Annotated in this window: 18 protein-coding genes; 11 read left to right on the forward strand and 7 right to left on the reverse strand. The window is 53.3% G+C overall.

The annotated features are described in order from the left end of the window. Positions 1-186: 186 nt before the first annotated feature. On the reverse strand, positions 187-567 hold the full coding sequence (locus CODIS_RS08970; RefSeq protein WP_069124207.1) for a diacylglycerol kinase: 381 nt from the start codon (positions 565-567) through the stop codon (positions 187-189). Between the two features lie 126 nt (positions 568-693). Between CODIS_RS08970 and CODIS_RS08975 the strand changes: the two genes are divergently transcribed. The 11 genes from CODIS_RS08975 (at position 694) to CODIS_RS09020 (ending at position 10,138) form a co-directional block, all read left to right on the forward strand. Continuing rightward, positions 694-1,509, forward strand: a complete 816-nt coding sequence (locus tag CODIS_RS08975; RefSeq protein WP_069124209.1) for a UDP-2,3-diacylglucosamine diphosphatase — start codon at positions 694-696, stop codon at positions 1,507-1,509. After that, on the forward strand, positions 1,466-2,506 hold the full coding sequence (locus CODIS_RS08980) for a glycosyltransferase family 4 protein (RefSeq protein WP_069124212.1): 1,041 nt from the start codon (positions 1,466-1,468) through the stop codon (positions 2,504-2,506). The genes CODIS_RS08975 and CODIS_RS08980 overlap by 44 nt, the downstream gene beginning before the upstream one ends. 179 nt (positions 2,507-2,685) lie before the next feature. Then, entirely contained in the window at positions 2,686-3,384 is a 699-nt protein-coding gene (locus tag CODIS_RS08985) for a UPF0149 family protein (protein ID WP_069124214.1), read from the forward strand. Between the two features lie 471 nt (positions 3,385-3,855). After that, positions 3,856-4,479: a hypothetical protein gene (locus tag CODIS_RS08990; protein ID WP_305782099.1), complete on the forward strand. Its 624-nt coding sequence runs from the start codon at positions 3,856-3,858 to the stop codon at positions 4,477-4,479. Beyond that, on the forward strand, positions 4,409-5,110 hold the full coding sequence (locus tag CODIS_RS08995; RefSeq protein ID WP_069124216.1) for a hypothetical protein: 702 nt from the start codon (positions 4,409-4,411) through the stop codon (positions 5,108-5,110). The genes CODIS_RS08990 and CODIS_RS08995 overlap by 71 nt, the downstream gene beginning before the upstream one ends. A gap of 302 nt (positions 5,111-5,412) precedes the next feature. Next, complete coding sequence (locus tag CODIS_RS20945; RefSeq protein WP_154723066.1) at positions 5,413-5,577, forward strand: hypothetical protein; 165 nt, start codon at positions 5,413-5,415, stop codon at positions 5,575-5,577. Between the two features lie 114 nt (positions 5,578-5,691). Beyond that, on the forward strand, positions 5,692-6,735 hold the full coding sequence (locus CODIS_RS09000) for a reverse transcriptase family protein (RefSeq protein WP_083220654.1): 1,044 nt from the start codon (positions 5,692-5,694) through the stop codon (positions 6,733-6,735). 128 nt (positions 6,736-6,863) lie between these two features. Further along, positions 6,864-7,493 (forward strand): transcriptional regulator, encoded by a 630-nt coding sequence (locus CODIS_RS09005; protein ID WP_069124217.1) that lies wholly within the window; start codon positions 6,864-6,866, stop codon positions 7,491-7,493. Continuing rightward, positions 7,438-7,845 carry a hypothetical protein gene (locus CODIS_RS09010; protein WP_069124218.1) on the forward strand — a complete coding sequence of 136 codons (408 nt, stop codon included), beginning with the start codon at positions 7,438-7,440 and terminating at the stop codon, positions 7,843-7,845. Before CODIS_RS09005 ends, CODIS_RS09010 begins: the two co-directional genes overlap by 56 nt. A 176-nt stretch (positions 7,846-8,021) precedes the next feature. Then, positions 8,022-8,303, forward strand: coding sequence for a cupin domain-containing protein (locus CODIS_RS09015; protein ID WP_069124221.1), 282 nt, complete (start codon positions 8,022-8,024; stop codon positions 8,301-8,303). A 281-nt stretch (positions 8,304-8,584) separates the two neighbouring features. Next, positions 8,585-10,138: a Fic family protein gene (locus tag CODIS_RS09020; protein ID WP_069124223.1), complete on the forward strand. Its 1,554-nt coding sequence runs from the start codon at positions 8,585-8,587 to the stop codon at positions 10,136-10,138. 189 nt (positions 10,139-10,327) lie between these two features. Here CODIS_RS09020 and CODIS_RS09025 read toward each other — a convergent pair whose 3' ends face one another. From CODIS_RS09025 to CODIS_RS09050, 6 genes are read right to left on the reverse strand one after another with little or no spacing between them, the layout of a single operon-like run. Beyond that, entirely contained in the window at positions 10,328-11,398 is a 1,071-nt protein-coding gene (locus CODIS_RS09025) for a Wadjet anti-phage system protein JetD domain-containing protein (RefSeq protein WP_235615171.1), read from the reverse strand. Between the two features lie 5 nt (positions 11,399-11,403). Further along, a complete protein-coding gene (locus tag CODIS_RS09030) occupies positions 11,404-15,990 on the reverse strand; it encodes a hypothetical protein (protein ID WP_069124229.1) in 4,587 nt (1,528 codons plus the stop codon). A gap of 2 nt (positions 15,991-15,992) precedes the next feature. Next, on the reverse strand, positions 15,993-16,790 hold the full coding sequence (locus CODIS_RS09035; protein WP_069124233.1) for a hypothetical protein: 798 nt from the start codon (positions 16,788-16,790) through the stop codon (positions 15,993-15,995). Continuing rightward, a complete protein-coding gene (locus CODIS_RS09040) occupies positions 16,777-18,186 on the reverse strand; it encodes a hypothetical protein (protein WP_069124235.1) in 1,410 nt (469 codons plus the stop codon). Before CODIS_RS09040 ends, CODIS_RS09035 begins: the two co-directional genes overlap by 14 nt. A 16-nt stretch (positions 18,187-18,202) precedes the next feature. Next, complete coding sequence (locus tag CODIS_RS09045) at positions 18,203-21,691, reverse strand: YhaN family protein (protein WP_069124236.1); 3,489 nt, start codon at positions 21,689-21,691, stop codon at positions 18,203-18,205. A gap of 16 nt (positions 21,692-21,707) precedes the next feature. After that, positions 21,708-22,964, reverse strand: a complete 1,257-nt coding sequence (locus tag CODIS_RS09050; protein ID WP_069124237.1) for a metallophosphoesterase family protein — start codon at positions 22,962-22,964, stop codon at positions 21,708-21,710. Positions 22,965-22,991: the final 27 nt, after the last annotated feature.

Consider the following 22,991-nt stretch of genomic DNA (forward strand, 5'->3'; position numbering starts at 1 on the left):
GAGTGGCGCTTTTTCAGGCATACCCCAAGGGCACTTCCTTCGGGGCGCAACCCGAAGGGCTGGGGTTGTTTTCGTCCCCAGCGGCGTTATCGTTCGCTCATGTAGAATGACTACACCTCGCTCACTCTGCCTTGCTGGGCACGAAAACAGCCCCAGCAGGGCGTATTGGATTAGTGTTAACAGGCCCTAAGTTGACAGCCTACTGGCCAATACCAATCCCCAACACAAAACAACCAGCAGCAGGGATATCAAAACCGCCGCAGACCCCTGATCCTTGGCCCGTCCCGACAACTGATGCTTTTCATCGCTGATCCTGTCGACAACGCTTTCAATCGCGCTGTTGATCAGCTCCACGATCAGTACGATCAACAGCGGCGCCACCAGCAATGCCCGCTCCACGCCGTCATTCCCCAACCAGAATCCCAAGGGCGCCAGCAGGATCAGCAGATAGACCTCCTGCCTGAACGCCTCCTCATGTCTAAAGGTCGCTGTTAGACCTTTCATAGACCAGCCCAGGGCATTTGCCAAACGCCTGATACCTACATTCTGTTGTGGTTTCTCTGACATGACGGCATTTCTAACAGCTTATACAAAAAAAATCGACCGCGTCATAAACAAATCATATTCCCCACATCAAACTGCAACAGTCCACCCCTATGGTGCGCATGCAATGAAGCACATGAGCGCAAGTATATGGCGACGCTACATTATAAGAGTCTCTTCATATCCGATACCCACCTCGGCCTGCGCGCCTCCCGCACTGAATATCTCCTCGACTTCCTCAAACACACCGATAGCGACAACCTCTATTTGGTGGGGGATGTTATCGATTTCTGGAAGATGCGATCCGGGTGGTACTGGCCAGCCATCAACAACGAAATCATTCAGCAGATCATCGCCAAGGCGAAACGGGGCACCCGGGTGGTATATGTGCCGGGTAACCATGACGAGCTGCTGCGTGACTACCTCAACTTCCATCTCTCCGGCATCGAGATCCGGAAAGAGGTGATCCACACCACTGAGGATAACCGGCGATTCCTGATCCTCCACGGCGATGAGTTCGACGGTGTGGTGCTGAACAACAAATGGCTGGCCCATCTTGGCAGTGACGCCTACGACCTGCTGCTGTGGCTCAACCGCTGGTTCAACGTTGCCCGGCGGCGCCTCGGCTTCGGCTATTGGTCCCTCTCCGCCTACCTGAAAAACCAGGTCAAAGAAGCGGTCAAGTATATCAGCAACTTCGAACAAGCCGTGATCCACACCGTGCACGAGCGCAATCTGGATGGCGTCATCTGCGGCCACATCCATCATGCGGTGATCAGTGATATAGCCGGTCTCACCTACGCCAACTGCGGCGACTGTGTGGAGAGCTGCACTGCCCTGGCCGAAGAGCCCGATGGATCACTGAAGCTGATCCGCTGGGTCGACGAATCGATGAATCTTCTGGATGAAAAAGAGAAAACGCATGCGCATAGCAATAGCGACGGACGCGTGGTTTCCACAAATTAACGGCGTCGTTCGCACCCTTGATAAAACCATCAGTCTGTTGAAGGAGTGGGGACATGAAGTGCTCTGCATCAATCCGGGACTGTTCCGCAGCGTGCCGATGCCGACCTACCCCGATATCCCGTTGGCCCTGTTTCCCTATGCCAGAGTGAAGGAAATGCTGGATGCGTTTCAACCCGACGCCATTCATCTCTCCACCGAAGGCCCCATCGGATGGGCCGGGCGGCGCTATTGCCTCAGGCATAACCACCCCTACACCACAACCTACCATACCCGTTTCCCTGAGTATGTGAGGCTGCGCGCCCCCATCCCCCTTTCGCTCTCTTACGCCTTTGTCAGGGCCTTCCACAATAAGGCGACCTTGACCATGGTGGCGACCGGCTCAATGAAGAAGACCCTGGAATCACATGGCTTCAAAAACCTCGAATACTGGACGCGTGGGGTTGATATCGAACACTTCGTACCCATCGATCAGCCGGTACTGGATTTGCCCCACCCCATTGCCCTATACCTGGGCCGGGTGGCGGTGGAAAAGAATATCACCGATTTCCTTGACCTGAAGATGCCAGGCTCCAAGGTGGTGATCGGCGATGGGCCCGCCCTGGAATCCCTGCAACAACGCTACCCTCAGGCCCATTTTCTCGGCTACCGGAAAAACGGCGATCTCACCCGCCTCCTCGCCTCCGCCGATGTGATGGTCTTCCCCAGCCGCACCGACACCTTCGGCCTGGTGATGCTGGAAGCCATGGCCTGCGGCGTACCCGTCGCCACCTACCCGGTTGAGGGCCCGCTCGATGTGATCAAAAATGGCATCAACGGCTGGATGGACGAAGACCTGCCGACCGCCGTCACCAGGGCTCTGGAGGTCGACCGCAACAGCTGCCGGCAATTCGCCGAAGGCTACTCCTGGGAGGCCTGCACCCGGCAATTCCTCACACTGATCCAGTCCAACCTGTCTGACCCGGTTGTCGAATCCGCACCGGCAGAGAAGCGCCTCTGACCTGTACGGTGCGGCAAGCCGCACCCTACGCCCTGTATAACCACCTTGTAGGGTGCGGCTTGCCGCACCGAGATATTTCACAAAAATCGGCGCTGACCCATCAGGGAAAAGTTGAGCAGAACCACCCATGTTCTCTAGAATAACGCTATGACCAATGAAATGACGGTTAGCTGAAGACCATGGAAGATCTTAACCACCCTTTAAGCGAAGAAGAGATCGAACGACTCGATCAATTCCTGCTGAACCGCGTCGACGACCAGTTCATCACAGAGGGGATGGACGAAGGTATCTTCGACATCTCCACCCTGGATGGCTTCCTCACCGCCATCGCCAGCGGGCCGGTAACCATCCCGCCATCCGTGTGGCTGCCTTCGATCTGGGGCGACTTTGAACCCGAATGGGAAAACGAGGAGGCCTTCAGCGAAATCCTTTCCCTCTTGATACGCCACCTGAACGGTATCGTGACCACCCTGATGGAGTACCCCGAGGATTTCGAACCCCTCTACCTGGAACGCATCGTCGAAAACAAAACCGTTCTCATCGTGGACGAATGGTGCGAAGGCTACCACCGTGGTACGGAGCTCTCCCCCGACCATTGGCGCAGCGGCGGCAAAGAGATGGCCGCCCTGCTGAGCCCAATCCTCGCCTTCACCGCGGCAACCGACTGGAAGGGACACGGCAAATCCTACGATGTAGTCGAATCCATCCAGCTGAAAATCGCCCCCAACGCCAGGCAGATCCACGCCTACTGGCTGTCCAGACGCGACGAAATCCCACAGGATGAGCTAATAAAGAAACGCGAACAAACCCCAGTCGGCCGCAACGACCCCTGCCCCTGCGGCAGCGGCAAGAAATACAAAAAGTGCTGCCTGCACTGATCTGAGCAGTGTCACCGTATACCATACCCCCCCATTCCAGCACTCCAGCGTTGGAATGCTTAAGATACTGGAGCGTGGAAACACACCTCGTAAAAAGTCATACTGCTTCAATGCCAGCTGCATCTCAATGGTATGGATTCCTCTCCTGCCCAACGCTTAGTTTAGGGTGGGAGATTTAGTCAGAGAAACCGGGAGCCCATATCATTGAGGACGCAACAACCATTGCACACCATTTCAACTTATTCTGCTATTTGAAATAGTAGATACTGCTGCTTCACATTGTGAATCAGCATCATTGAAAGAGTACAACAGAGTAAATACGTCACCATCTTCACTGTCAGTGAAAAGGCTCAGTCCTTCATACCAAGATCTCTGACGCCAAAACCGAATATCGAGTAAAACCCCTCCCCGAGGGTAAAATTTGAACAGCCACACCTCACATTTAAAGATCAATTGTAAAATTGAGAATATGTGTTATTCTTTATTCGCGAACTGCGAATTTTGAATGATATGCTACTCAAGCCACAAGATATCCTGGTCCTCCTTAAACTGGTCGTACTCGGTAAACGGCCCTGGTCCTATAATCGGTTGGCGATAGAGCTGGATATGAGTCCTTCCGAGGTTCATGGAGCCATCAAACGCGCGATCACAGCCGAACTCGCCCTGCAAATCGACAAGGAGATCCAACCAAATTTCAGAAATCTGGAAGAGTTTCTAATCCATGGTATCCGCTATGCATTCGCACCGGAACGAGGAGCGTTGACGAGAGGTATGCCGACCGCTCATGCAGCCCCTACCCTATCTGAGAAGATTGTGCCTGACCAGGAACCGCCACCGGTATGGCCTGATTCGCAAGGTGAGATACGTGGTATGATTTTTTCACCCCTCTATCGCTCGGCCCCTGAAGCGTCAAGGAATGACCCAGCCCTCTATGAATTGCTGGCACTGGTCGACGCGATACGAGGCGGCAAAGCCAGGGAACGTAATATCGCAGTAAAGGAATTGACAAGGAGGTTCAATCGTTATGAAAAGGGAGCAAAATCCAAACCTAAAAATCCTCACCCAAGCCGTAGAGCGGCTGGGGGCACTAAGTAATGAGATGGTATTCCTGGGAGGCTGTGCGACAGGTCTGTTGATCACCGATAAGGCGGCTCCACCGCTTCGGGTCACGAAGGATGTGGATACAATTGTTGAAGCCTCTACGCTTGCCGCCTATCAACGCTTCTCTGAGAAATTACGCAAGCAAGGATTTCGCGAAGATTTCAGCGATGGCGCCCCACTCTGTCGCTGGCTTGCCGATGACGTGATTCTCGATATGATGCCGACCGACAGCCGCATTCTTGGCTTCGGAAATCGCTGGTATGAATCAGCGTTGAAACACGCTGAAGTTACGACACTACCATCCGGTCGCAATATTCGCATGGTCACAGCCCCCTATTTCCTCTCCACCAAAATGGAAGCCTTTGATGGCCGTGGCAGAGGCGACTATCTGTTGAGCCATGATATCGAGGATATGATCGCTGTACTTGATGGCAGGCCTGAAATTGTCAATGATGTTCAAACCGCTGATCAAGAATTGATTGAGAATGTTCGTGCACGATTTGCTCAACTGTTGAGTGATAATAGGTTTATTGCTGCTTTGTCCGGTCATATACCGGGAGACCAGGCCAGCCAGGCACGTGTTGGTCTGGTGATAAATAGGATTGAAGCGATCGTTAAAGGATAACGGTGCGGCAAGCCGCACCCTATACTCGTCTCAATGGTGTGGCTTGACTTCAGCATCCATTGTTTCCACCATGTCCCTGCGGCCGGCGCTCCGAGCAGTTCCGCGACTATGGCACGCCAAGGTCGCCGGACACTCCGGGGCTACCCCGGGGTAGCGTTATAGCCAACATTTCCGTTGCTGGTACCACGTTGCGCTTCACGCAAGAGGGTACCAGCCATACGAGCAGGGTCGGAGGCTGGTCGCACTTGGTTACACAGTATGCTCGGAGGCTTTCGAACCGAGCCTTCTGATTGGGGAATGGATTGTCCTGTTTCAACAACAATGTACGTTTGCTGACGCTTTCCATTCTTGGCGGTGCCTGGGACAAGCACGCCCTATGCGATCGCCTGCAGCGCACCTTTGAAGGCGGTCCACCCGATCCCGGGCGCTTGGCCGCACGCTTGATTTTCCATTTCGATGAGGGGTAGCCTCCTTCCTATAAGCAACTCGTCAACTTTCTTCATGCCGACGATGAACTGCACCAGCGGTTTGAGAGACAGGACCGGAAAGAGCAGCCGGTTATTCTGCTCGATTCGCCGGTCATGGGCAGACCGCCTGACAAACTGCTCACCTTTCCCCTGCCGTCACTGTCGACCGTCAAGGATCTTCAGCAGTGGCTCGGCCTGTTCGATCATGAGTTGGCCTGGTTCGCCGACCGCGAGCGGCGACAGTGCAAAGTCACGGAATCCAGACTGCACCACTACCGCTACCAGTGGATCGAAAAGCGATCAGGCCCGCCGCGCCTGATCGAGATACCCAAGACCCGCCTCAAGATGCTGCAACGGCAGATATTGAGGGAGATCCTCAACCGGGTACCGCCCCATCCCTGCGCAAAGGGATTCGTTCGCGGCCGCTCCATCAAGCACTTTGTCGAACCCCATCTCGGCAAAGAGGTTGTCCTGCGCATGGATCTGAAGGACTTCTTTCACACTGTTCCCGTATACCGCATTGGCGCAATGTTTCACCGTCTCGGTTACCCTTGGAGCGTCGCCTATCTGCTGCAAGGTTTGTGTACCCATACCAGCTCCGCATTACTTGCGGGTGATACCTTCAATGCGCTTCCCTGGGCGATGCAGAAACGGCTCAGGGACAAACACCTCCCCCAGGGCGCCCCCACCTCACCCACTCTCGCCAATCTTGCTGCATTTCGATTCGACTGCCGTCTACAGGGTGTCGCCAACCGTTTCTCCCTCGACTACACCCGTTACGCGGATGACCTCGCCTTTTCGGGCGCCAGGGAATTGCTGCGACTAGCGCCGTTTCTACAAGGGCTGATCGGCGCCATCACCATCGAAGAGGGTTTCGAGATAAACCATCGTAAGACACGGGTTCAGACCCAGGCACAATCCCAACGCCTGGGGGGTATGGTGATCAATCAAAGGCCCAACCTGCCCAGGGAGGAGTTCGATCGATTGAAGGCGATACTCCACAACTGTGTGCGTTGGGGACCCGAGAGTCAGAACCGTGAGGGTGTTGACGATTTTAAGGCACACCTGGGTGGCCGGGTTGCCTATGCTGTTTGGCTTAATCCTGAAAAAGGTAAGCGATTGAGACAGTTATGGAAACGCATCCAATGGTTAGACTAAATGAGAAATGAGTTGTGATGCTGGGTTTGCATACCCACGCGAAGCATGGGAACGAGAGTACTCCATAGCTTGATACGACTCAATTTAGGTCCTATAGTACCCATTATGGGTCTTTTATAGGAATTCAGATGCAACCCACCTCGATCGGCGATGCCTTATTCACCAAAACCCAGCAAAGGGTTCTCAGCCTGCTATACGGCACACCTGACAAGAGTTTCTACGCCAATGAAATAGTCCGCTGGGCTGATATGGGACGCGGGACCGTGCGCCGTGAATTGGAGCGGATGACAGCTGCGGGCTTGCTTGTTTCATCGCGAACGGGCAATCAGCTTCACTATCAAGCCAATGCCGATAATCCGATCTATCCAGACCTGCTGAATATCGTCAGAAAAACCTTTGGCGTAGCGGATGTGATTCGGCAGGCATTGAGGTCACAGGAGGCTCATATCGATGTGGCATTCGTGTATGGATCAATCGCCAAACTGGAAGACTCGCAAACCAGCGATCTGGATCTGATGTTGGTGGGTAACCTGACCTATAGCGATATCGTCGAGCTGCTGTTACCGGTGGAGTCTTCACTGCAACGAACAATCAATCCGACGATCTATACCCTCTCTGAGTTCAATTCGAGGTTGCAGCAGGGAAGCAGCTTTTTGGAACGGGTTATGAAACAACCCAAACTGATGATTAAAGGAGTAATCAATGACTTTGGAGAACCTCTACAAGAGCAAGGCACTGCAAAAGGAACCACCAGATAAGCGTGAGTTTTATGGACTATTGCAAACGGCCATCGATCGTCTCAACGATGCGGAGAATACCAACCTTTCCTATGCCAGCCGATTCGATTTGGCCTATAACGCCGCCCATGGTTTGGCGCTGGCCGCATTAAGATCCGCTGGTTATCGCTCGGATAAGCGTTATCTGGTATTTCAATGTCTTGCCCATACTTGCAATCTCAGCAAAAGTCGGATCAGGACCTTCTCTCTTTGCCATGACAGACGCAATCGCGCCGAATACGGGGGCTATCTTGAGCAAGACGAGACTTTGTTGCTCGAGTTGATCGCCAACACACAATCCCTATTGAAATCAGTCAGGTCGATAAATTTATAGCAGGACGGTGCGGCAAGCCGCACCCCACGCTATATTGTGAACCCCGTAGTGCGCCTTGGCGCACCGCTAAATCCCGGGTTAACCTCCTCCCCCCATTCGCGGTAAACTCTGCCGTCTGATTCACGGCCGCGCCCCGGTGTAGGCCTACCCATCAACGCCAGAACGATACGGATAACATGACTGAACTGAAAATTCTCTGCGAACACCGCCCCTCCGCCATGAAGCTGGAGATCCAGGGGGTCTACGACTGGCCGATCTGGGAGAAGGAGGCCTCGAAGTTCGATTGGGAGTACACCCAAACCGAGACCTGCTACATCCTGCGCGGCAAGTTCATCGTCACCCCGGAGGGGGGCGAGCCCCAGGCGTTCGGCCGTGGCGATCTGATCACCTTTCCCGCAGGCATGAAGTGCACCTGGGAGATCACCAAAGACGTGGAAAAACACTACACCTTTGAATAGTTGTCGTCCTGCCTGATGACCAAAGCCGCAAAATCCCAGCAGCACACCCCTATGATGCACTGGTGTTACACTATTGTTTTTTAACGATTATTTAGAATATTTCCTTAATAAGTTACACATTAAGTTACAGTTTTTTGAGCCCTTACGAGGTTCAACCTCTTCCTTTCTCCGGTCGGCGACTCAGCAGGCGAATATCTACTCGACACAATAAGCGAACCATGGTACAACATGATTAGCGAAATATATCACAGCTTAATTAGCGAATACTATTCCAAAAGACCATGGCAAAACCTTCTGAAAAACTGGCCGAATCCCTGGAGGCGCTCCACGAACTGCAAGCACAAGGCACAGTCGCCATACGCTCTGCCGACCTGTCGCGGACCCATCGGGAGCGCCTGCTTCGCAATGGCTTTCTGCAAGAAGTAATCAAAGGCTGGTATGTCCCTACACGCCCGGACGAGACAGCCGGCGAAAGCACCGCCTGGTATGCCGCTTTCTGGCCATTCTGCGCTGCCTATCTCCAACACCTCAAGGGTAACGACTGGTGTCTGTCGCCGGAACAATCCCTGTCAATCCATGCCGAGAACTGGACCGTCCCGCGCCAGTTACTGGTCCGGGCCATCAAGGCGCGCAATAACATCACGGCCTTGCCACATAACACATCGCTACTGGATATCCGGGCCACATTGCCAGACAGCAAGGATATCGTGGAAAAAAACGGCCTGCGTCTGTTTTCGCTCCCAGCGGCGCTGATCGCCTGCGCGCCGGGCTATTTTCAGCAAAACCCCACCGATATGCGCGCCGCCCTGTCGATGGTGCGCGATGCCTCGGAAGTGCTGGACCGGCTGCTGGAAGGCGGGCACAGCACCATCGCCGGGCGGCTTGCCGGCGCGTTCCGCAATATTGGCCGTGAGCGGATCGCTGACGACATCACCAACACCATGCGCACGGCCGGATACGACGTGCGCGAGAATGATCCCTTCGAGACGCAGATTCCCGTAATCCTACCGGCGAGGGAACAGTCCCCCTATGTCAATCGCATTCGCCTGATGTGGCAGGAAATGCGGGAAAAGATCATCGAGCGCTTTCCCAAAGCACCCGGCCAGCCCAAGGACATCAAGGCCTATCTCAAACACGTCGAGGATGTTTACGTCTCAGACGCCTATCATTCCTTGTCTATTGAAGGCTATCGTGTCAGCCCTGAACTGATCGAGCGCGTACGCAGTGGTAACTGGAATCCGGACGAAGACGAGAATGACAGGGAACATCGTAATGCGCTTGCCGCCCGCGGCTACTGGCAGGCCTATCAAGCCGTGCGGGAAAGTGTTGGTAAAGTCTTGCAAGGTAACAATCCCGGCACCGTCGTTGATGACGATCACCGGATATGGTATCGGGAAATGTTTGCACCGGGCGTAACAGCGGGATTGCTACGCGCCGCCGATCTCGCCGGTTATCGCAACGGGCCCGTTTATATTCGTCGGTCAATGCATGTACCGCCCAGTTGTGAAGCTGTGCGCGATGCCATGCCTGCTTTTTTTGACCTGCTGCGCGACGAAACAGATCCGTCCGTTCGTGTCGTACTCGGGCATTTTATCTTCGTGTACATCCATCCCTATATGGACGGCAACGGCCGCATAGGGCGATTTCTAATGAACGTGATGTTGGCCAGTGGAGGCTATCCCTGGACCGTTGTTCCCTTGCAACGGCGGGATGCCTACATGGATGCATTGGAACAAGCCAGCGTAAATCACAACATCGTGCCCTTCACGGATTTTCTGTCTCGTCTTGTCAAAGATGGATTGAAGGGAAAGGCCGCTCCCAAATTTCCGATTTGATTCAGTTTGCCGTTTCTTGGAGACGTTTCTTGTTCCGCCGACACAAGCGATGACGCGTGGGAAGACTTTCACCTATAAGTGGGAACCAGGCGGTCCCTGGGCTTGACTGCATTGTTCTCAGACTAACGGTGGCAAATGCTGAACATCCCTGGCAGACAATTCAATCGGGAAATGTGACTCACCCTGTATTCAAATCTTCAATTCAGCATCCCACCACTTCGAAATCTGGCTTTCCGAAACAAATTCCTGATCTACAGCTTGTTCCCGGCAGAGGACTGCTAATGGCTGGATATCGTCTCCATATGAATTGGGCACCTGCCCTACCTTCCCCACCGCCTTACAATAGGGATGCCCCCCACCTTCGCGCAAATAATCCACCATCGGCTGATATAGTCCACTCAGCATTATGTTCTGATTGTACTTACGTAGTCTTTCGAAGATCGCAAGGCCCTCAAGGTCTAGATCCCCCCAAAAGCAAACTCGGTCATGCCGAAGAAGAATATCCCAACCAGGTGGGCTACCTTTCCGAACCAGCGTCCTCGGGGGCATCCTGCTTTCAAGAATCGCGGCAAGCTGCTCACCATGTTGGCTGTACTTCAGACTCAGTCCATAACCATAGGTACACACCCAAGCTGCCCTGTCCGTACCCAGAACATCAATCGCGCGCTCGAAGGCGTGTGGGTTTTCAACTAATACTACTACGCGAGGATCGGGTGGGCCTGCCACCATGACATATCCGGGAAAGGTCGGGAAACGACTGACATCAATACCGAACTGCCGCAAAGACGCGGTTGGCAAAGTGTCCAACAACTTTGACGAGCCGAGTAGATACCGGGCACTGACCTCAAACCTAGGCGTGTTGTGCAGACACTCTTGGTCTTGCTTCAATGAGATGAGACCATTCAATAGCCTCGACATCTCGGATGAATGGAACCCCTCCATGACTTCAGCCAAAGGTTCCAATGCCGCGTATTCGTCCTTAACTTTGGCCGCATGTTCCAGCACATCACGCCAGATATCTGCCGTTGGATTGGATTCTTCCGGAAGATGGACAGTTACCTTGCTGAGGGGCTCGTCTCGTAGCCAATCATCGCATACAAGGATTCCTTCTGTGCGCAGCTCACGGAACACCCGGAGTACATCCGTGCGATCGCATTGGAGATCACGCACGAGTCGCTCAACTAATCCGTTCCCACGTAATGAGGCACTCGTCCGGGCTCTCTTTCGGAGATTATTGGTAATGCGGTCGCGCAACAACATGTAGCTCATCCATCAATCACAGATGGCCGCGTCTCCTTGCGGATCTCGGCCACCTGCACCGTGTCAGCCAAAGTACTGGTCTCTTCGCTGTGCTCATCGATACTGACCCAACCGCCGGAACCATTGCGACCGGTGATTACCTTCCCCAAGAGCAGTACAGGAAACACATCGAAGTCGTTCGTGTATTTCGTGTTATGTATCAAGCCGATCAACTGAAACCGCCCTCGGGTATTACGAATGCCACTCATGGCTTCCCGGATAAGTTGCTCATCAGATAGGTCTGAGAACAGCCCATCAATAAAGAGAATGCTCTGAGCACGCTCTCTAGCACGCCGACGTGCGGAAACACGTGAGATAGATCCTTGTAGTTCTCTAGATATAGCAAACTCAGCCAGCCGAATAATCCACTGTAAGGTCATGGCCGTGCGCTGCCCGCTACTGAGACTCTGAGTTAAGGGCCGTGGACGTTCATCATTTCGAATATGAGGACTTACATACTTAACCGAAGGTGATCTGAAAATACGACGATAGGTATTTTGCCGGATAAGATCACGCAGCCGCCCTCGGTATTGATCATCACTCTCGGTATTTTCCATTCCTCGCTTTTGTCGCTTCTTACGTGCCGCTTCCTCTTCATCCAACGTAGCGATTATATTTTCTATCAATGCTTCCGATTCTTCACGCGAAATCATATCCGCTGATACTTGGAAATGCGCGGGCTCATCACCGTGCTTGGCCCTAGCCACACGTTTAAACAAATCCAGATTGTCCTGTGCCGATTCAATAAAGTAACCGATCCGCTTTGTCACTAGTGAGCGGCTCTCACTCTCAGCCTCTGCGGCCTGCTCATATAGAGATCGCTCTCGCTCATAGATCTCACGGATATCCCGTGCCATCGCAATGACTAGTTGCGTACCGCTAAGATCCAGAACCGTTTGCAGTCTCTCTCGTTCGACGTCGCTTAACCCTTCATGCTTGCTCGCTTGCTGCACTGACTCAAGAAATGCATTCTTGTGACTGTCACTCTGATTTTTCAGGCTACGCAGCTCTTGTAGGTCCCTTTCAATCTCCATCTGACTTAGCAGATCCTGGAGCGCCTCCGCCTCTCGAACCACCTCCGCCAGGTCATCGCTTCTCTCGACAGCCACGCGTAGCACTTCGGCTTGTTGGAAAATCTCATTGGATTCCAATTGTTCGCGATCAATATCACTCCCCGACAGATCGAGAGCCACCCTGGACGCCGGTTGAAAATGCTGTTGAGCCAACTGAGCCGCCTGATCGATAGCCTTCATTGCACCGTCCAAGGGCTTGCGGCGCGAAATTAATTCGTCCCGCTTCTCGGACACGCGATCAACTTCTGCCTTCACCTTTGTCAGTTCACCCTTCTTTTTGGCGATCAGCCCGTTGATATCCTCTCCCTCTCGTGCCCGTTGGATTGCAGTCAGGTATGCTGCCGCCCGGACCAGATTCAGACGGTACTCCTTGCGGGCATTCGCCCGTCTGAATGCTTCTTCTAGTTCCTGCTCACGGTGTGGTGCGTACTTGAGGAACTCGACACCGCCTTCAATCGAGAACTGCTTCGCCTGTTCCAGTAACGACCGAAGATCAGCAGGGTACGCTTCCTCCAAACGCCGCCGTGCCCCAGTCACGTCCTGAACCAATGTTTCGCGATGAATTCGATTCTTTTCCACTGCGCGCCGGAGGTCATCCAGCAGACGTTCCTGTTCCTCTAGGTTGTGGGTTACCTCATCACGTTTCCTTTGACCACCGAGCCGGTCAAACTCCCGAGCTGCCCGAATGGCATTCAATGATTCGTCCGATGCGCGCTGTTTTAAGATCGGTAGACGGTCTTCGAGAGCCTTCAGATGCTCACGCTGTCGCGTTAGCTCCGATTCAGCACTGGCCTCGACCGCGAGTTGCGCCTTACGGGCCAGTACGATCAGGGGCGCGCTTTCGGACGTTGCTTTTAACCTGCGCTCGATCTCGCCTGCCTCTTGAACCAAATTGCCAATGAGACTATCCAGACGTTCCTTCTCGCGTTCGACGAGGCCCGGATCTAGCAGGCACGCGACAGCCCGTGTGGTCACACCGGCAATCAGCCCGTAGTAAAACTCCTGGTCCTTATCAGCCTTCAAATTCCCTTCCCGTGCAAAGGACTCCAAGGCAGTGGCCATAAACACGGGGATCTGGAGATCGTATTGAGCAAGACATGCTGCTGCCGCGAGAGCTGCGTCATCCGTTGCTGCCACCGGTGCAAATAGGACCGCAGAGAAACACGAAAGCACTTCACGCCGCCGATCATCATCCAAACTCATTGCTTCGATTGTCCGATGTAGCGGAGTAAAAGGGACGTTTGCTGCCTCAAGATAATCCAACGCTTGTCTGGCAGACGGGCTGGCCGCAACCTGTTCCTCCTCGAGGTCCTGACGCTGACGCGTTAGTTCGGACTTTTCCCGCGCTACTACTGGCTTACGCGCCTGGAGCGTGGCTCGTTCTTCCTCACATGCTGACAACCAATCGATTGGAGAGGAGGCCCCCGTCTCGCTGTAAAACCGCGTCAGATCGTCCATCATTGATTTGAACTCTACGATCTTCTCGCGCGTGGCGTTAATATCAGCTTCCGCCTGCACCTTTTCCTGAACCACCTTGTTATCCAGCCGGATGGGAGATTCATCGCCGAACACCCTGACATAGATCCCGAGACCTGCGTCCAGTCGAGCGAACTGTTCCACCAAGCTCCTGTAACGGGTGACCGCTGACTCTCCTTCTAATGACTTCTCATGTAGAGTTCGCCCTTCGTCTTCTGCTTGATCCTTCTGACGGCTGACCTCATCTAGGCGCTGAACGGCACTTTGCTTCTCTTCCTCGTGTTGCTGGTGAACTATTTCTGGATCGGCCGACCCTGGGAATCGACGGATAAAGTCATCCCATTGTGGCTTCCGTGCATCGATACGCGTCCTCTCGGCAAGAAATTCCATCCGAGCCTGATCAGCCTCTTGATACTCAACCACTACCTGTTCTGCTGTACGACCCGGGTCACTCCACTCGTCTTCAGTGAATTCTCCGCTGGCCTGTACATCTCTGTACGCGGCCTCATCTTCTTTCATACGCGTTTGCTGATCGCGCAGTCCATCGAGTTCGTGTGCAATCGTATTACTGCGTTCCTGCTGGCTCTCCAAATCCCGTCCCAACTGCTCGATATCGTATTCAAGTTCATTTCGCTCAGTGCGATACCGATTACGATGCGCTTCCTGACTCAAGAACCACGTCTCAAGATCATCGAGCAGCTCCAACGCCATCTGTCGAGTAAGACCATTAGCCCACTTACTACTCGATTCAACCAGTTCACGCGCCGCCGGTGGAGTGTAGGAACTGGGTTTTTGGCCCGAGCGCTCCCCGGACGAACTATCACAAGGTATAACAATAGCTTGCGTAATTTTACGCCCTTCTGAATGAACCCGGCGAGCACGCTGATTCAGAGCTCCGACTGATTCCCCAGTCAAGCTTGCAATGCCGGTATCGAGAACCCGATAGTCCCGATCTCCTGGTTCAATAATGATGCTAGCCTTTAGCATAGAGATATGATTCTTCCCGGTTGGTGATTCAGGGATCCCCGGCAGCGGTTGTTCTTGCACCAAATTCCTAAGTAGCACAACGTCTTGAGCCATACGCATTCGTTGCTGCTCATACTGTTTCTGCGCCTGTTCAGCATCCGCCGCCTTCTGTGCGTTTTCGGCCAGAACACCTAGCACCTCTTCCACCTTTTCCAACTCGACCTTTTTTCGAAGGGTGTTGTGGCGCGTGCGAATCACATCCATCACAGCATTGAGGATGGTATCCTCGAACTCGTGTTCACCTTCTTCTCCTTCTCGATCCATGAGACCGGACAACAATTCGGGGGCGATGACTTCATAGAAGAAAGTGACATCATAGTTCTCACCCTTGCGACTCTTAAGAGCAAACAGCTCTGCACTCTTGTCGCCGCCTCCTCGCTTTTGATACTCCGCTTGGCGTCGCATGCTGATGGGGGAAACATGCAGGCTCAACTCTGCAATCCAGTCCTCTCGGACTGGATTATGTCTATTGCGCTCTGCGGCTTTTAGCACTGCCCGAAATTCTTTGTTAGGCAACAAAGTTAGAGCACCGCCAGTTGTATTGGCTACCGGTACTTGTTCCAGGCTGCCGCGGTAATAGTAGAAGTTGATGCTCCCTGCCGACCGATAGCCATACATACCAAACACCCAGGTTTCTTTGCCGGCTACCGGCGATCCCTGCTGGACAAAAAAATCATCTTGCGCTGCCGTACCCCGTTCAGGGACGACGAATTCAATACGAATATGTGAGTAGTAACCATCACGCTCCGGCGCCATCTTTTCGCGGGTACGAGAAATCAGCTGCGGATCTCGCGTGAGTAGGGCAAGCCACGCCTCAACATTGCTGGTCTTGCCTACCCCGTTCGTCATGTTCATTGCCGTGGACTGACCATGGAAGTTGAAGGTCACAACGCGATAACGCGGATTCCATGTTTCCGACTCCCCCTCACCATTGAGGTTAAGGAAATTGGCGACTTCTATGCGATTGATCGTCGACACGGTTACTCCGTTTCCTCCGGCCAGGCTTCTTCCTCTTCGCCTTTTTCAGCTACCGGCGCGGAGATGTTAACAATGTTGGACAGTGCATCCTCGTCCGGAAGGACGTGCTGCAGAGTCCGACTAAAGCTTTGGCTGATCTCCACAGCACCCAGCAAGGTTTGCTCAAAAACGCCGCTGTCGGCACGCCCAAGCAATCCGGAGTCCACCATCAGTCCTAGAAATGCGCGGACTCGTTTGGCAATATCAGTGCCGCGTTCATCCGATAGGATCTCATAGACACGTTGTTCTGCCCCAGCATCAAGACCAATGCCTCGAACCCGTTCAATGTGATCCCGTACTCCCTGAATTAGGGTCTCCTCTTCAAAGGCGCTGTCCAGATACCCAGAGATCGCCGACACCGCCCGCCCTTTGCGGCTGTACAGCAGCGCCAAGTGGATTAGCCAGATATGCAGATACCAGACTGCCGCTACCTCCCGGGTATCATCCCGCAACTTCATGCGCGCCATCACTTGATCAATCGAAAAGAATGCTGGAGGTGTGGCTTCCGGACTGCGTGCAAGTACCCATACCCGCCCACCCGTGGTGATACCCGGCATGTCCGTATCCGTGAACTCGATCAGATCCAATCCTTGGCCCGCGAGAAAACGATTCATCTGCTCAAGGCCTTCTGTGCCGGAGTCGATTAAGATGCCCGCCAGTTCACTTTCGTTGCGCCGCAACTTCCGGTTACGCGGGCGTGATTCAATGCACCGGTAGCGCATGAGAAAGGCGTGCAACTGCCCCATATCATTCAGGTCCATTGTTCACACCCTGTTCCTGCACCAACTGCATTTCGATATCATCCCCAGCCAGCCAAGTGCGCCCTTCAACACGAGCGTTAAGGCCGCCTGGTCTGAGTGTAAGCTGTATTACGTCTGCGCCACGGCCCAGCCATGAAGGAGCGCTATAGACGCCAACGAGTTCGGTCAAATGACACTGGTCACCGATCTTTGCCCAACCCATTGTGAGTGCTGTACCGAGTAGAACTGGGCCTGATTTCAAGGCAGCAAACATTGCCTCACGGTGTTCATTAACAAACATCTCCATGACAGTTCGTTCGCGTGTAGCATCAGCGTCATCCCCAAAAACCTTCGGCTGACTGGCCTGATGCCGATCTATTTCCGCTCGGAGAATACCCTGCATGTCCTCCGGGGCGCCGAAGCACATTTCCGGCAGCCACGCCCCAAGATTGACGGTCAACATATCCATTACTGCAAGCGAAGGCGGCTGAAACACAAACGCCAGAGCTGCCTTCTCGAAAGGAATGGCGCCAACCACTTCACGTTGTGTATCAGTTACCTGATGAAGAAATGCAGAGAACCGACGGCTCAAGCGCTCAACCGTCTGCATAAGTTCATCCAACGTTCTACGCATCGCTCCGAGATCAAGTCCCGTTCCTTCATTCTGTTCATACCATTGGTTAAAGCGTTCTCTTACATCCGCGGTACCCAAGTGTTCACGTGCATTCTGTACAGCGGTTTGAACCTTCCGGATGGAATCAAGGTACTGACTGCCGCGATCAAGAAAATGCGAAATAACATCGTTCTGTCCGGGTTGCTCCATAGTCCGGGTGATTTCATGCGCAAATGCTCGAATCGACTGCCCAAGAGAAGCACATTGCTTTGGAATATCGTGAAATTCTCCATACAAAAGAGCCGTCATGAGCTTGTCAGCATCATGATGGGTGTAGAGCCAGTTATGCGAGGCCTTTGCCAGGGTAATAGCCAAGCGGCCACGCTGGGTCAAACGACACAAATCTGTCTGCCCTCGAATCGAGCGACGTTCAATCAGAGCTGTGTCTTTTGTACTGGCTACCCTCAGTTGACCATTGGTCGGTTCTTCTTTTATGAAATAGACCTCAGTCGGCGTGGCCAGATAGCTAATGACCAGTTGGACATCCTCGTCATTTAGGCTTCGATGTCGCCCGCAATTGTCTTTTACGAATGGACCAATAGGATTCCACCCTTCGTTTGTTTCCAGATCACATTCATCAAGATATGAAAGTAAATCGCATGCAAGATGAAGCCATACTCCGTCACGTCGACCTGTCCGTTCTTCCTTTAGAGAAGTGGGCGTAGACCCGAAACTCCGCGCACTGTCATGGAGATCGACAAGTCGAAATGCTGAAGAAAGATAACTGATCCAATCTTTTGTCACTGACTATCTCGCTTAATTACAACTCATGCACCTGTACCGACCCTCTCAGTTGCTTGGACTGCTCGACAACCTGTGAATGATGCGTAAACAGGATAACTTGTGTCATTTCGGCTAATTCAGCCAAGGCATTCAATGCGGCGTGTGATCGCGCATCGTCGAAGTCCACCAATACATCATCAACGATGAATGGCATAGGCTCTGCACTTTCCATGTATTTTTCGAGAGAGGCCAGACGCAACGCCAGGTAGAGCTGATCCCGCGTCCCTGAGCTCATCCCCTCCACATACACGCGCTCTCCCCCTGAGCGAATACCGGCAAGGACAGGCTCATCCTTTTCATTAAAGTCAGTCATGAGCCCATCGAAAGACCCAAGCGTTAGTGCACAAAAGTGTTCGCTAGCGCGCTTGACCAGTGGACCCTGGTTCTCTCTGCGATAACGATCAATCTGGTCACGCAGGATCTTGCCAGCCAGTTTGGCCTGCACGTAACGCTCAGCATCTGAACGGATTCTCGCGAGTATGGCGTGGGCCTGATCAGCGAGCAGTGCTGCATTATCGCTGCCATCCATGAGCTCCAGTTCTTTTTCTTCGCGCCCTTTCGTTTCAGCCAATTCTGTCCGCCGGGGTTCGAGCTCATCGTCGATCTTATTGTTCAACTCCGTGATTCGCCCGGGCAGACTATCAGGATCGACACCCACCGCCTGCGCCTCCAGTTCCGCAATGGTGACGCCTTCACCGGCTTCCAGTATCTCATTCTCAATCGAAGAGATTGTCTCCTTGATTCGAAGATAATCAGTCGAGCGGCGTTCCGCTGCTTCAAGTTGATCATGGGCGTCACATTTTGCTTCTACACATAACGCATCAAGCCGATCCGTCATGGTCTGGATAGATGCGTTCGAATCCTGTATTTCCTGCGTCGCCTGTTCGATCTGTTCTTCAATCTGTTGCCGTTTTGTCTGTCTTGATCGGCTTTCCGATAACAGTGAGTTGAGACGTACGACGGCATCATCCGCGGGCAAATCCACCAGTTCCGGAGCAATCGTGGCGACCAAGGCCTCTACCTGGCCGCCGAACGCCGCAGCGTCTTCGTCAATGGCCTTTATTCGTATACGCAGTTTTTCTGCTTCGCTCTGTTTCGAGAACAATGCTCTGAGGTGTTCAATGAAATCATCAACCTCCGATGGTGAGCTCTCGGTTCGCAGACCAAGACCCTGCATCAGATCACCCCACTGCGCCTTCCATGCTTCAAGCGCCTCGGTTGCTAATCGATGCTCTTCGCTCAACGATTCGACATCGGTTTCTCGTTCATTGACCTCCTTACTCAGTAAATCGTGTTTGCGTTTGGATTCATCAAGCTGACTGGCTAAGGCTTCGCATTCCACGAGTACAGTTTCAAGTTCCTCCGATGTGGAGGCCGCTCTTCCCAGTCCAGCCAGCTGCTCATTAAGCCGTTGGATGTGCGTGGTGCGATTCTGCTTGAGCTCACTCACTTTCTGGCGGAGCAGATTGGACTGTCCCACCTGATCACGAAGTTTTTCAAACTCATCCAGCCAGGCCCGCATCTCTCGCGGACTACGTGGGTCAATCTGGCAAGGGGTCCACAATGCCTGCCAATCCGCATCCAGTTGAGCTTTATCAGCGCTTGTTGCTTCAAGCTGCTCATCAATCTGTTGTCCTTGCTGTTGCCCGCCCTCCTGCTTGGCCTGAAGGCTTGCCAATGCATGGACTCGATCAGCTTCACGGCGTAGCCGATCAGACACTTCATCAGCTTCAGCAAGTCGGATTTCGAAGGCATCCGGCAATGTACCTTCACCCTGGTGTTCACTTGCTTCAGCTGACACATCCTCACCATCCACCCACTGCCGGCGCAGCAACTGCCAAACCACGTCACGTTCGGATCTGGCATTGGTGAGGACAGATTCTGTCGGCACCTCCCCGACACGTTCGATCTCATTGAGTCTCCGCGAGGTATCCTGTAAGGCGTCGACGAGCTCCTCTTTTTTCTCTTCAAGCCGCTGAATGCGTTTCGAGAGATCGTCATAGTTTTCTTCAAAGTGACGGACACTTTCACGGTTGGGTAATTTCAAACCGGACACCGCCTCTAGCTCCCCTTCCCATAGCGTGAGCTGTGCAAGATCTTCAGCACACTCTGTCTGAAGGCTGGTAAGTTGACTCTGAGTCGACTGGATCGAGGCATCCAATTCCCCCTGTTTCCTGGCGGCAGCAATGGCCCGGTGCAAATCGTCGGTGTCGCCTGATTCGGTGATCTCATCGCGTTCTTTGCGGGCAGACTTAAGTCGCTTCTCTGTCTCACGCAGGCTGGCTTTTGCCTGCTCTACCCGAGCGTTCAGCACAGCATTTTTACTGCCCAACTCGGCAATGCTCTGTCGCCTAGCCACTATGGGACGTAATTGCTCAGTAGCCTTCAGCTCGAGATCAGGACGAATTTCTTTGAGGATAGAGCCAGCATCTGTCAATAATTGCTGGGCTTCCGCTTCGAGATGCGGTCGGTCTTGCAGCGCTTTTCGATGACCACCCAGCCGGGCATGGAGATCCTCAATGATCTCTGCCTGCTCCAGCAGTCCCTCGTTTGTTGATAATCCTTCAAGCTGTTGCTGTAATCCTTCGAGACGAGGAGTTGCCTTGCCAACGATGACCTGAGCGGTCTCCAGTGCATGCACTGCTTGCTGGCGACGGTCAGTAAAATCATCCGGCAGGACGATAACATCGCTTAACGGTTCCAGTTCCTGAAATAGCTCACGACGTCGAGCCAATTTCGGTAAAACACGCTGGATACGTTGTAAACGGTTCACCTCAATCCGGTTGTCCGTCAGTTCGGATTGAATTTTTTCCAGTTCCTTTGTCGCCCGCCCCAAAGCACGCCTATGCTCATCCCATTCTCTGGATGAAAGAGAGCACTCCCTGACCTCTTTGTTGAGATCTGCATAAGACTTCAACGCTGAATTGATCGTCTGCGTGGATCCCCGGGGCCTGAATAGTCCATCAGCTTCCACATCAAGCTCAGCGAGGACCGCATGTAACGCATGGCTGCCAAGCGCTGCTGAAAAAAGCGCCTGCCCGACCTCTCCCTTCTGTTCGAGGATCTCCTGCCCCCCCTGCACCAATGCCTGGTGGTCGATTCCAAAAAGCGTCTCGAAGAGTTCCGCAGTCACGCCTTGGAGAAAAGGTGCTAGCGCCTGTTCATCAAGCGCCTCGCCATCCGAAGTCAATAAGGTGTTTTTCCGGCCTTTGCGCCGGATAAATGCAAGTTCTTGCCCATCGGTTTTACTCAGGAAACCGCGGATGCGGAGCTTGTCATTGGCATGAAGAAAATTATCAAGGGTACGTTCGTCAATGCCATAAAGCAGGGCTTTCAGCCCCCGTAGCGCCGAGCTTTTGCCTGCCTCATTAGGTCCATAGACGATATGCAGTCCATTATCACCAAAAGCCAATACTCGATCGGTGAAGGGGCCAAATGCGGCAAGATTCAATTCGTCGATTCTCATCCTGGCTTCATGCCCCTTATTCCGTGGTTAACAAGCGGTTGACGAGAAGCTCTTTGATATCCTCCAGTGTCTCTTTGAGCATTTCCGGTTTGGCCGGATCATAGGGGTCATCACCACCGAGCAGTTCGGCCGGGAGTTTCTGACGAAGAGAGGAAATTTCATCTGCGAGATCGTCCAAAGCCGAGGCATCCAGTTCCACATCGCGGATAGCACGCAGCAGGCCGCTTAGTGCGTCGTCACGCTCAAGCACCTCATCAACCGAGACGGACGGACTTGTCTTGATCGAAACCTTCTCCAACCAGATACCTGCACCGCCTAGCCCCGTTGCCAAGGCACGGTACTCCTGGATCCAGCGCTCACGATCTGCATGCAATGTCGAATGCGCAGAACAAGCACCTTGCAGTACCAGGCGCACGGCCACTGGCCTTCCTTCGGCACTATCCAATGCCGATTGCAGCCCCTCTCGCACCTGCTCATAGATGTCATCAATTGTCTCGCTGGCAGAAACATCCAGCTCACAGAGAGACCAACGCATCACATCAAGGTCACGATGTTCAACCTCCGCAATCTCTCCATTTTCAACCGTAACCAAGGTACAGCCCTTAGGCCCTATCTCACGGATGTGTCGTCCTTGGATATTTCCCGGAAATACAATCCATGGATCCTGGCTCACCTCTTCACGATTATGAACATGCCCCAGGGCCCAGTACTGAAATCCTTTGGACCGTAGTCCATCAACGGAGCAAGGAGCGTAAGGCTCGTGGCCCGGCTTACCGTCCAGGCAAGTGTGCAGCAGGCCGATGTTAAAGAGCTGCGAATCTCCTTGCGGATAGGCCGCCGAAAGGTCATCGGTTACCGCCCGAGTCGCAAACCCTTGTCCGTAAATGGCTACATTCAGATCATCCAGAATCACCTCTTCCGGATGCTTGGTTGAAAACAGGGTGACATTATCCGGTAGGCGTAGGTGCTTAGTGATTTGGCTGGCGGCATCATGATTACCAGCCACGATATAGACGCGTATACCTGCTTCCCGCAGCCTTCCCATTCGCTCTACTAGATAGAGGCCAGTGTTGTAGTCCTTCCAGTCGCCGTCATAAAGATCACCCACCAGGAGAACAAATGCCACTTCCTCATCAATAGCCAGTTCGATCAGGTTGTCAAAAGCACGGCGCGTGGCGCTACGGATTTCATCCACGGGGGCGCCTTCATAGCGCTCCAAGCCGTGAAGGGAACTGTCGAGATGAATATCAGCTGCGTGAATGAAACAGAACATGATTAAACCTTAGACGACCTAGTCATA

Origin of the sequence: Candidatus Thiodiazotropha endolucinida, assembly GCF_001715975.1 — a bacterium.
GTDB classification, from domain to species: domain Bacteria; phylum Pseudomonadota; class Gammaproteobacteria; order Chromatiales; family Chromatiaceae; genus Thiodiazotropha; species Thiodiazotropha endolucinida.